General features: G+C 75.2%; 9 protein-coding genes. 1 reads left to right on the top strand and 8 read right to left on the bottom strand.

Annotated elements, in window-relative coordinates; all coding sequences use genetic code 11:
- Positions 1 to 22 precede the first annotated feature (22 nt).
- Complete coding sequence (locus tag ACFV3R_RS31965) at positions 23 to 1,486, bottom strand: aromatic amino acid ammonia-lyase (RefSeq protein WP_385590437.1); 1,464 nt, start codon at positions 1,484 to 1,486, stop codon at positions 23 to 25.
- Between the two features lie 193 nt (positions 1,487 to 1,679).
- Between ACFV3R_RS31965 and ACFV3R_RS31970 the strand changes: the two genes are divergently transcribed.
- Positions 1,680 to 3,041, top strand: a complete 1,362-nt coding sequence (locus ACFV3R_RS31970; protein ID WP_385590439.1) for an MFS transporter — start codon at positions 1,680 to 1,682, stop codon at positions 3,039 to 3,041.
- Positions 3,042 to 3,174: 133 nt separating this feature from the next.
- Here the strand turns inward: ACFV3R_RS31970 and ACFV3R_RS31975 are convergent, their stop codons facing one another.
- The 7 genes from ACFV3R_RS31975 to ACFV3R_RS32005 form a co-directional block, all read right to left on the bottom strand.
- Positions 3,175 to 3,612, bottom strand: coding sequence for a hypothetical protein (locus tag ACFV3R_RS31975; RefSeq protein WP_385590441.1), 438 nt, complete (start codon positions 3,610 to 3,612; stop codon positions 3,175 to 3,177).
- A complete protein-coding gene (locus tag ACFV3R_RS31980; protein WP_385590443.1) occupies positions 3,609 to 5,429 on the bottom strand; it encodes a hypothetical protein in 1,821 nt (606 codons plus the stop codon). The genes ACFV3R_RS31975 and ACFV3R_RS31980 overlap by 4 nt, the downstream gene beginning before the upstream one ends.
- Before the next feature lie 309 nt (positions 5,430 to 5,738).
- Positions 5,739 to 7,385, bottom strand: a complete 1,647-nt coding sequence (locus ACFV3R_RS31985; protein WP_385590445.1) for a glycoside hydrolase family 13 protein — start codon at positions 7,383 to 7,385, stop codon at positions 5,739 to 5,741.
- Positions 7,386 to 7,435: 50 nt separating this feature from the next.
- The gene (locus ACFV3R_RS31990) at positions 7,436 to 8,062 is read right to left on the bottom strand and encodes a class II aldolase/adducin family protein (RefSeq protein ID WP_385590447.1); all 627 of its coding nucleotides are present in this window, start codon (positions 8,060 to 8,062) and stop codon (positions 7,436 to 7,438) included.
- Positions 8,059 to 9,300, bottom strand: a complete 1,242-nt coding sequence (gene otnK / locus ACFV3R_RS31995; protein WP_385590449.1) for a 3-oxo-tetronate kinase — start codon at positions 9,298 to 9,300, stop codon at positions 8,059 to 8,061. The genes ACFV3R_RS31990 and otnK overlap by 4 nt, the downstream gene beginning before the upstream one ends.
- Complete coding sequence (locus ACFV3R_RS32000) at positions 9,297 to 9,980, bottom strand: aspartate/glutamate racemase family protein (RefSeq protein WP_385590451.1); 684 nt, start codon at positions 9,978 to 9,980, stop codon at positions 9,297 to 9,299. The genes otnK and ACFV3R_RS32000 overlap by 4 nt, the downstream gene beginning before the upstream one ends.
- Positions 9,980 to 10,939, bottom strand: a complete 960-nt coding sequence (locus ACFV3R_RS32005; RefSeq protein WP_385590453.1) for a hypothetical protein — start codon at positions 10,937 to 10,939, stop codon at positions 9,980 to 9,982. Before ACFV3R_RS32005 ends, ACFV3R_RS32000 begins: the two co-directional genes overlap by 1 nt.
- Between the last annotated feature and the right edge of the window lie 10 nt (positions 10,940 to 10,949).

Below are 10,949 nucleotides of genomic sequence, written 5' to 3' on the forward strand. Positions count from 1 at the left end.
GCCCCGGGCCGCGCCCCGCGCCTCACCAGCCGTCGAGCCCGTCCAGCGCCCGCTCCGCGCGGTGGATCTCCTCGGTCAGCGGATGGTCCTCGGCGACCACCGGCAGGACCGGCCGGAGCTGCCGGAGCACCTCAGCCACCGGCCCCGCGGGCAGGTCCGCGCCGGACATCTCCACGGCCCGCACCGCGCCGAGCAGCTCGCAGGCGAGCACCGTCCGGTAGGCACCCACCGCGGCGGCGGTGCTCGCCGCCGCCTGCGTGGCGAAGCTGGCGTGGTCCTCCAGGCCGCGGGAGATGACGGCGGTCCCGAGCGTCACCGGTGAGGCGGCGTGGCGCAGCTGGCTGAGCGCGTCGTGCGAGACGTACTCCAGGATCATCACCCCCGAACTGCCCGCCGGTCCGTCGGCAAGGAAGGGGGAGAGTCCCGTCAGCTCGGGCTCCACCAGGTCACTCAGGCGCGCCGCGGACAGCTCCGCGACATGGTGCAGGGCGGCCCGCAGGTGGTCGAGGGCGAGTGCCAGGTGCGCGGTCGCGAAGTGGCCGTGGTGGTAGACGCCGCCGTCGTCGACGTCGATGAAGGGGTTCTCGGCCGCGGCGTTGACGTCGACGGTGAGTACCGCCTCCAGGGCGTCGCAGGCCTCCAGCGCCGGGCCCTGCACCTGCGGGAAGGCCCGCAGGCCGAACGGGTCCTGGAGGCGGCGGCCAGCGGGCGGCTCCTGCGTGGAGTCTCCCCACAGCAGCCGCCGCATGTCCGCGGCGGCCCGGACCGAGCCCGGGTGCGGACGCCTGGCGTGCACCCGTTCGGCGAACGCCTCGGGGGACCCGCCGAGCGCGCAGTAGGAGAGCGCCGCCACCACGTGGCTGGCCTGCAGCAGGCGGCTCAGGTCGTGCCAGGCGAGGACGGAGGTGGCCAGCGTCATGGCGTTGCTGGAGATGAAGGCGAGGGCGTCGCCGGGGCTGACCGGGACCGGGTCGAGCCCGCCGCGGCCCCAGGCGCGCTCACCGGCGAGGGTGAGGGCGATCTCCGCCAGCGCCCCGAGGTCGCCGGTGCCGATGGAGCCCCGGGCGTGGACGGCGGGCACCGCGCCCTCGGTGAGCGCCTCGCGCAGCGCCCGCAGCAACCGCGGGTGGACGCCGCTGCCCGCCGCGGCGAGCTGGTTGAGCCGGATGACCAGGCCCGCCCGCACCACGTCGTCGGCGCACCGCTCCCCCGAGGTGGCGGCGTGGCTGCGCAGCAGGCGCAGGCCGTGCTGGTCGACGGCGTCCGAGGCCACCACCTGGTGGCGGTTGGCGCCCACCCCCGTGGTGCGGCCGTAGACGGCTCGCTTGGCCCCGCTGTCCCGTGCCACCTCGTAGGCGCGCAGGGCACGCTCCTCGGCCTTGGCGTCGAGTGCCACCGGGACGGACCCGCGCGCCACTCGGACGACGTCGCCGCAGCTGAGTCGGCTACCGTCCAACGCCACCGCGTTCATGTCCACGACACTCACCCCTTGACATACATCCATTCAGAACTGAGGCTTCATGAAACTGCCCATACACGCCTGCTGGCAAGAGGCGCCGAGAAGCCGACCTCGTGGATCACCCGCGAGCCGTCGGCGGGACGCGCCGCGCGGCCCCGCACCGCCGCAGCCACAGGCAGCCGGCCCCGAGCAGCCGTGACCGAGGGGACAACCTGACCCGATGGCAGACGCCAGCACCTCCTCATCGACCTCCGCCCCCGCGATCGCGCCGACCGAGGCCGCCTCGCACTCCTTTGACGACGCACCGCTCAACCGCTTCCACCTCAAGATCACCGCGCTGACCTTCGGCGCCAACTTCTCCGACGGCTACCAGCTGGGCGTCATCGGTATCGCCCTCACCCTCATCGCCCCGCAGATGCACCTCGGTGCCGTCTGGCAGGGCATGCTCGGGGCCTCCGCCCTCATCGGCATCTTCGTCGGCAGCATCACCCTCGGCTGGCTCGCCGACCGCATCGGCCGGCAGAAGCTCTACATGCTGAACTTCGCCCTGATCACGGTTGCCTCGGTGGCCCAGCTCTGGGCGAACGGCCCCGGACTCCTCTTCGTGCTGCGCGTCCTGATCGGCCTGGGCATCGGCGCCGACTACGCCATCGGGCCGACCCTCGTCGCCGAGTTCTGTCCCCGGCGCCAGCGCGGCTTCCTGCTCGCCTCGCTGACCGCGATGTGGACCGTCGGCTACATCTGCTCGTTCTTCTTCGGCCACTACCTGACCGGGTTCGGCGGCGAGAGCTGGCGCTGGCTGCTGGCCTCCGGCGCCCTGCCCGCCGCGATCGTCCTCGCCCTGCGGATCGGCACTCCCGAGTCCCCGCGGTGGCTGGTGAGCAAGGGCCGCGACGAGGAGGCACGCGCCGTCGTGGCGCGCTACATCGGTCCGGACGTGGACTTCGACTCGGTCCGCTCCACGGCCCCGGCCGAGAGCGCCCCGTCGGCCTCCTACCGGGAGCTGTTCCGCCCCGGCCAGTGGCGCGCCACCATGTTCGGCATCCTCTACTACAACTGCCAGGTCATCCCGTACTTCGCCATCTACACCTTCCTGCCGGTGGTGCTCGCGAAGTTCGCGATGGACGAGACGGTCACGGTGGACGGCCTGCTCAACGGGTTCCTGCTGCTCGGTTCCGTCGTCGGCCTGTGGTGCGTGGCCCGGTTCTCCCGGCGGGCCTTCGTCACCGGCTCGTTCGTCGTCATGGCGGTGGCGCTCGGCCCGATGGGGCTGTGGCCGGGCGGGCCGAAGGTAGTGCTCTTCGTCCTCTTCCTGGTCTTCACCCTGGTCATGTCGGCCTCGTCCAACCTGGACCAGGTCTACCCGCCCGAGTTGTTCCCGACCGCGCTGCGCGGTTCGGGCGTCGGTCTGCTCAACGGCCTCAGCCGGGTGGGCTCGGCCGTGGGCACCTTCCTGCTGCCCCTCTCCATCGACCACCTCGGCTTCGCCACGTCGATGACGATCCTCACCGCCTTCCTCGTCCTCGGCGCGATCGTCTCGGCCGCCTGGGCCCCGGAGACGGCCGGCACCGCCCTGGACTGAGCCCCTGGCCGACGCCGGCGGTGGTGGCCGGGTCCGCACCGGGCACGGCCACCGAGCGCTCGCGGGCCGGGGCGTTGGACCCGGGCGTGCGCACGGTGGCCGACGGGGACGAGGCCGCGCCGGGGCCGACCGGTCAGTGGAGCATCCGGCCGATCGCGTCCCCGAGTTGGGCGACCGCGGTGACCAGCGGGGCGACCGGGGTGGCGAACGCGCTGAGCCGTGCCAGGGCCCGGTTCACGACACCGCTCTGCGGCTCCTCCTCCACCAGCTCCTCCCGCAGCCGGGCCACCTCGCGCCGCGGGCCGCTCTGCTCGGGGAGTTCGCCCTGGTGTTCCGTCAGCAACTGCTCGATGCGGGACAGGAGTTCCAGCGCCCGGTCCGGCGCCTCCGCCGTCTCCTGGCCGAAGCTCACGGAGCCGGCGTCCGCCCTGGCGTGGGGACCGACGGCCATGTTCGCGACCCTGGCCTCGCCTCCGAAGAACTGGGCACCGTAGTTGCGCGCCGGGCCGCCGGGCCGGGGTCCGTCCTCGCCCCGGGCCACTTCCCCGCCGGAGGCGCAATCCTCGCTCACGGGGCCTTCTTCGCGGGGCCGGGAGCGGTGGGCATCGCGCCTCCCGGGCCGGTCGGCGGCTTGCCTCCGCCGGCGAAGGTGGTGGCGCTCGCGCCCTCCCCGACGGCCTGGTTGCCCACGATGCTCGTGCCTCCCTGCTGGATGATGCCGTAGTTGAGGATGCTGAGCTGCTGGCCCTGGAACTCGGTGGTGTCCACACCGTGCGCCTCCAGGAAGTCCTGGATGGCCGAGAGGGTGTGGCGGTTCAGGGCCCGCAGCACCCGCTCCGCGTCGAGCACCTGGAAGTAGTTGAGGTAGTGCGAGTTGACGGCGGCCTCGCGGACGCTGGTGCGGGCGCCGTAGTCGAACTCGGGGTTGCGGGCGATGGCCCGGCGCTCACGGCGCTCACGGTCCTCGCGGCGCTTGTCGAACAGTGCGTGCTCCAGGGCGCGCAGCGGCGCCGCCCACAGCGTTCCGGCCGCGTCTGCGAGTGCCCGGAGCAGCAGATGGTCCCGGTGGTCCTCGGTCATCGTCGCCGGCGTGTGGTCGACGTCGTGGTAGCGGCCGCGGACCGGCGGCAGGACGTGCGTGTCGCAGCGCACCTGCACCGTCCGCTCGGTGGTGGTCACGTGCAGCAGGACGCCCGGCACCACGTCGCCGCCCCAGAGCGGGAGGTAGGCGACCAGGCAGTGGCGGGCCGCGGTGGTGGGGCGCAGGGCGATGCGCCGGACGTCCGCCGGGGGAAGGGCGGCCAGCGGCGGGGCCACCGGGCTCGGGAGGAAGCGGCGGTCCTCCCCGATCGTCGCCCCGTGCACGAAGACGCGGTCCTCGACGACCAGGCCGCCGAGCGTGGCCGGCGACTGCGGGTCCCCGTCCAGGGCGGGCAGTGCGCTCAGCCGCTCCCGCAGATGGGTCAGCAGTTCCCAGGCGTCGAACGGCACGACGGGCGTGGGCGGTTCGCCGTTCTGCGGGGTGGCGGGCAGGGTCGGCACGGCGAGCGACCAGTTGCTGCGCTCGGCCGCGAACCCGCGGGCCGGGTTCCAGCCCGAGTAGACCGTCGCGTTGCCGTGCTGGGCCTGGTGGATGACGTCCAGCCGCTTGGCCAGCCAGGCGGTCCGGGGCGGGGCCTTCGGGGCGTTCTGCGGCAGGAAGACCTGGCGGCGCAGCTTGCCGCGGAGCACGGTGTCCACCTCGAGCACGTGGCGCACCACCAGCAGGAGGACCACCGGCACCCCTGCCACCACGCACAGGACCAGGGGCAGGCCGCCCAGGTAGGTGCCCAGCAGCCACTGGCCCTCCCCGGGCGGGCTGAGCACCATCGTCAGCACCACGACGGCCAGCACGAGCAGCACGGCGCCCGCACGCCACAGTCCGGGGCGGCCCGCCGACCCCGCTCCCCCGCGGTCGCCGGCGACGGCCCGCTTCCCCGCGGCCGTTCCGGCGGCCATGGCGAGGATCACCGCGTTCAGGACGAGGGCGAGCGGGGCCAGGACGAGGATCACCGCGAAGACGGCGGTCAGCCGCAGGTCCCGTCGCCGGTGCACCTGCCGGGCGGCCAGCGCGTGCAGGACCACCGGTTCGAGGTCCACTCCGGGCGAGGCGGCGACGGCGCCGTACGGATCGCCCAGCAGGTCGGTCACCACGGTGCGGGCGAACGACGGGTCGGTGTAGGTGGCGGCGCACAGGTAACGGGTGGCGTCACCGGGCTCCCGGCCGAGCGCACCGGGCCTGAGGTCCTTGGCGGAGGAGCCGGGGGACGCCTCCCGCTTGCGCCGGCCGTAGGTGAAGAGCACGGCCCACACCACGACGCCGATGAGGAGCAGGGGGAGGAGCGTCATGCCGTCCCACCCCCGCCCTGGTCCCGCTGGCCGGACTCATCCTGACCGGGTGGTAAGCAGGGGCGTGGCGCCGCCCTCTGAGCAGGTGTGCGCATGGATCACCATCTCCCCCGTCTGACCGGCGGGCCTGACACCACGCACCGGCAGTCGTCATCTGACAGCTTAGAGCTACGACGGGTGCGCGGGTAGGGGATTGACGGTCACGGGAGGACGACGCTTTGGCCGACTCCCGGGTCGAGTGCGGCGACCGCGCACCCGGAGGGCCGGAAGGGGCATGGGGGCCGTTCGTCGCCCGCCGAGGCAGTGGACTCACCCCGGGCCGGGCACCGCGTACCACACCGCGGTGTCCGGCGGCAGGAGGTCGCCGGGTGCGCCGCCGGGCGCGGAGCACAGCACCGGTGCCCCCTCGTGGTGCAACGGCACCGCCACGGGATCGGTGTTCACCACGCAGCGCAGCGGCCCGACCGTGAAGTCCACCGTGCCGGGGGCGGCCTGCGTGGTCCACTCCAGCCCGGCGTCGGCGGGGACCCGCCGCCGCAGCCGCAGCGCGGCCCGGTAGAGGTTCAGGACGCTGTCCGGGTCGGCGTCCTGGACCTGCACGGACATGCCGGCGAAGGCCGGGGGTTGCGGCAGCCAGGCGGGGCCGGGGCCGAACCCCAGCGACGGTCCGTCCGCCGTCCAGGGCAGCGGTACCCGGCAGCCGTCACGCCCCTTGCGGGCGCCCCCGGAGCGCCGGTGCACCGGGTCGCGCAGCACCTCGCGGGGGAGGTCGGCCACTTCGGGCAGGCCGAGTTCCTCGCCCTGGTAGAGGTAGGCCGCACCGGGAAGGGCCAGCAGCAGGAGCGCCGCCGCCCTGGCCCGCCGTTCCACCGCCACCGGGTCCGGCGCGGGCGCCACTCCCCCGCCCAGCAACCAGGTCTCCTGGTCCACGTCCGCCGGCAGCGCGAGCCGGGAGGCGTGCCGCACCACGTCGTGGTTGGAGAGCACCCAGGTGGGCGCGGCCCCGGTGGAGTCGGCGAGGCGGAGGGAGCGTGCGATGACCTCGCGCAGCGCCGCCGCCTCCCAACGCGTGGTCAGGAAGTCGAAGTTGAACGCCTGGTGGAGTTCGTCGCCGCGGGTGTACAGCGCCCTGCGCTCCAGCGCGGCCCAGGACTCGGCGACCGTGACCCGGGGCGGGGTGTAGGAGTCCGTGGTGCGCCGGAAGCCCCGCAGCACCTCGTGCACCTCCTCGCGATCCCAGAAGGGGTGGTCGCCCTCCCAGCCCTCGCCCACGATCGAGTGGTGGACCTGACCGGGTCCGAGGTCGCGCAGGGGTTCGGCGAGGTCCTTGGCCATGCCGTGGGCGACGTCGAACCGGAACCCGTCGACCCCGCGGTCCAGCCAGAAGCGCAGGACGTCGTCGAACTCGGCGACGACCTCGGGGTGGGACCAGTCCAGGTCAGGCTGCTCGGGGGCGAACAGGTGGAGGTACCACTGGCCGTCGGGGACCTGCTGCCAGGCCGGGCCGCCGAACACGGACTGCCAGTCGGTGGGCGGGGCGGCGCCGCCGCGGCGGCCGTCGCGGAAGACGTAGCGGGCCCTCGCGGGGCTCCCCGGTGGGGCGGCCAGGGCTTCCCGGAACCAGGCGTGCCGGTCGGAGGTGTGGTTGGGGACGATGTCGACGATGACCCGCAGCCCGAGGTCGTGGGCGCGGGCCACCAGCGCCTCGGCGTCGGCGAGGGTTCCGAACCCCGGGTCGACGTCGCGGTAGTCGGCGACGTCGTAGCCGCCGTCCGCCATGGGCGAGGGGTAGAACGGCGTGAGCCACACGGCGTCGGCGCCGAGCGAGGCTACGTGGTCGAGCCGGGCGGTGATGCCGGGGAGGTCGCCCAGACCGTCCCCGTCGGCGTCGGCGAAGCTGCGGACGTAGATCTGGTAGACGACGGCGTTGCGCCACCAGGCGCGGGTGTCAGGCACGCGGGCTCCTCGGTCGGCGGGCAGGGGCGCGGGGCCGCCCCTGCCGGTGGTCAGGTGCGGGCGGGCAGTTCGGCGCACTGTGCGGGGGTCAGCGGGCGGACGGGGGCGGCGGGGCCGAGCAGCAGGTGCAGGCGCGCGGTCTCCTCCAGTTCGACGGCGGCCTCCACCGCCCTCTCCAGGCTGCCACCGGTGGCCAGCGCACCGTGGTTGGCGAGCAGCGCGGCCCGGGTGCCCGGCGGCAGCCGGCCGGCGAGGCCGGCCAGGGTCCGGCTGCCGGGCGGGGCGTACGGCAGGAGCGGCACCCGGCCCAGGAGCATCACGCCGTACGGGGTGTAGGGCGGCAGGACGTCGGCGGGGTCCGGTGGGACCCGGCAGGCCACCGCGACGGCGTGGACGGAGTGCAGGTGCACGACGGCTGCGACCTGCGGGCTGCGGGCGTACAGGCCCAGGTGGAGCGGGAGTTCTTTGGTCGGCGCCGGTCCTGCCCGGTGTTCGCCGTCCAGGTCCAGGACGCTGAGGCCGGCCGGGGTGAGGTCGTGGAGCGAGTGGCCGGTGGGGGTGGCGAGGTAGCCGTCCGGGGTGCGGACGCTGAGGTTGCCGGAGCTGCCGGGGCTCAGGCCCGCGGCGGCCAGGCGCCGGCCCGCGGCGGCCAGGGCAGTGGCGGCACCGGTGCTCACAGAGCCTCCTCCGCGGTGCTGAACAGGTCCTCGCCGCCGAAGTTCCCCGACTTCAGTGCGAGGTTGAGGGCGCCGCCCCGGTAGTCGGCGGCAGCCCAGGACACCCCCGGGGCGAGGGGCGGGCCGATGTGCAGCGTCCGCACCCCCAGGGCGTCGACGACGGCGCCGGAGGTCTCGCCGCCGGCCACCAGGAAGCGTCGCACGCCGGCCTCGGCGAGGCCCCGTGCGCACCGGGCCATCGCCTGCTCGACGGCGTGCGCGGCGGCCGCGGTCCCGTGCCTGCGCTGCGCGGCCCGGACCTGGGCCCGGTCGTCGGCGCTGTGCAGCAGCACCCCGCGTCCGGCGGCCAGGTGTCCGCCGGCCCAGCGCAGGGCCGCCGTGACGGTCGGCTCGGGTGCGGCCAGCAGGTCGGCCACGTCCAGCCGGCGGTGCGGCATCCGGTCGCCGGCGTGCGCGATCTGGGCGAGGGTGGTGTCGGAGACGCTGCCCGCGAGGACCGCCATGGGGCCGGGCGCCACCTGGATGCCGGGCGCCGCGCCGCCCGGCGGGCGGGGCAGGGCGAGGGCCAGTCCCGACCCGCCGGTGACCAACGGCAGGTGACGGGTGGCCCGTTCGACGGCGAGGAGGTCCTCGTGGTCGACGCTGTCGGTGACGACGATGCGCACGCCCTCAGCCGCCAGGGCGTCCAGCCGGCGGCGCACGGCCTCGTCGCCCGCACGCAGGACGGCGTGGGGCAGCAGCCCGACCCGGTGCCGGGTCTGGGCGGACAGGACCCGCACCAGGTCCGGGTCGGTCATGGGGGTGAGCGGGTGGTGGCGCATACCGCTCTCGCTCAGCAGCCGGTCGCCGACGAAGAGGTGGCCCTGGTACACGGTGCGCCCGCCGGCCGGGAACGCGGGGCAGGCGACCGTCCAGGGTGCGCCGGTGGCTGCCAGCAGGGCGTCGGTAACGGGGCCGATGTTGCCGCGCGGGGTGGAGTCGAACGTCGAGCAGTACTTGAACCAGATGCGGCCGAAACCCGCGCCGTGCAGGGCCGCGTGGGCGGCGAGGGCCGCCTCCGCGGCCTGCCCGGCGGGGAGGTTGCGGCTCTTGAGCGCCACCACGACGGCGTCCGTCTCGCGCGGTACCTGCGCGGGCACCCCGACGGTGACGGCGACGCGGTGGCCGGTCGCGGTGAGGTTGCCGGCGAGGTCGGTGGCGCCGGTGAAGTCGTCGGCGATGCAGCCGAGCCGGGTCACCGCGGGGGCCTTTCCGCGGTGAGCGCGGCGAGTTGGGCGGTGCCTCCGCGGGGCGAGGAGAGCACCGGCACGCCGAGGGTCCCTTCGGGCAGCAGACGCAGCGCGGCGGCCATCGAGGCCTGGGCGAGGACCAGCACGTCGTGGCCGGCGGCCAGGCGGCGGGCCTCCTCGGCCACCAACGCGTCGTGGCGTGCGGCGTCCCCGGTGGCCTTGGCGCGGTGGGCACCCGGGCAGGTGGAGGTGGTCAACCGGACCTCGGTTCCGGCGGCTGCCGCCTGGCGGCGCACGAGGTCGGCGGTGGGACGGAGGGTGGAGTCGAGGGTCGCGAGCACGGCGATGCGCGTCCCCAGGGTCACCGCCTCGCGTGCCATCGGCTCGTCGACGCGCAGCACGGGGATGGCGGCCAGCGGGCGGGCCGCCTCGGCGAACGGGCCGACCGAGGAGCAGGTGACGAGGACCGCTTCGGCGCCGGCGGCCTCCGCCTGGGTGACATATGCGGCGAGCCGTGCCGCGGTGCGGGGCAGCGGGCCGTGGGCGACGGTGTCGGCGAGCAGGCTCTCGTCCACGACGTGGTAGGGGCGCACGCCGGGCGCCAACTCGGCCAGCAGCGGGTCGAAGACGGCCGGCAGGGCGGCGACGGTGTGCAGTACGCACACCCGGGGGCGATGGGTGGCGGGCATCAGGAGGCGTCTCCCGTCCGGGCCGCGGAACTCTCCCACCAGGGGCGGCCGTGGCGGTCGACGAGGTCGCCCAGCTGCCGCAGCCGCTCCGCGCACGGGCCGCGCAGGGCCGCCACGGGGTCCTCGGCGTCCAGGGCTGCGGTCCACAGGGCCCGCCCGGCGAGGAACCCGGAGGCGCCGGCGCGGCACGCGGCCTCGACTGCCCGGGGGAAGTCGGCGGCGGCCACGCCCTGGGAGAGCACCACCCACGGCACGTCCAGGGCCGCGTCGATGCGGGCGGCCTCGGCGGCGAGCTCGCCGACGCTTCCCCGGCCGCCGCTGGGCACCTGGCACTTGTACAGCGAGGGGCGGGTGGGGCCCAGTTCGCGGGCGGCCTCGACGACGGCGTCGTTGAGGCGGAAGGTCCCGGCGGCCTCCTCCTCGCGGGTGGGCCTGGCGACGGGTTCGAGCACGGAGGCCAGGCCGGCCGTGCGGCACAGGTCGGTGAAGCGCCGGGCGAGGGCCACCCGCCGCTCCCGATGCTCGTCCCGGCGCCAGATGACGAGGAGTTTCAGGCCCCGGGTGCCGTCGGCGGCGACCGCGGCGAGGTCGACGGAGGTGTCCAGGGCGGTGTCCTCGACGGGGCCGCCGGGGCGCTGGTCGAGGAGGTCGACGGCCAGCAGCGGGGCACAGCTCGCGGGGAGCACTCCCGCTGCCGTCACCCGGTCGTACCCGTAGTCCCGGTCGATGAGGAGCGCCGAGGCGTGCGGGCCCAGTTCCCAGGCGACGGCGAGTTTGAAGTCGGTGAGCCGGCGGTCGGGTACGGCCTCGCCGCCCGTCCCGGCGCGTTCGGCCATCATGGTGCGCAGCGAGTCGCGTTGGTCGGCCGCGACCATGGCGAAGGTCCCTGAGGGGCGGGACAGGGCGCCGGGGGCGACGGACCCGCCGGTCAGGGTGGCGGGCCGGTGGGCCGTGGTCATGGAATCTCCT

This window comes from Streptomyces sp. NPDC059740 (genome assembly GCF_042733155.1).
Lineage (GTDB): Bacteria > Actinomycetota > Actinomycetes > Streptomycetales > Streptomycetaceae > Streptomyces.

What these genes read in the sequence shown, in the direction of transcription:
- ACFV3R_RS32000 (WP_385590451.1), bottom strand. Translation starts at nt 9,980, where the DNA reads ATGCCCGCCACCCATCGCCCCCGGGTGTGCGTACTGCACACCGTCGCC.
- ACFV3R_RS31980 (WP_385590443.1), bottom strand. Translation starts at nt 5,429, where the DNA reads ATGACGCTCCTCCCCCTGCTCCTCATCGGCGTCGTGGTGTGGGCCGTG.
- ACFV3R_RS31970 (WP_385590439.1), top strand. Translation starts at nt 1,680, where the DNA reads ATGGCAGACGCCAGCACCTCCTCATCGACCTCCGCCCCCGCGATCGCG.
- ACFV3R_RS32005 (WP_385590453.1), bottom strand. Translation starts at nt 10,939, where the DNA reads ATGACCACGGCCCACCGGCCCGCCACCCTGACCGGCGGGTCCGTCGCC.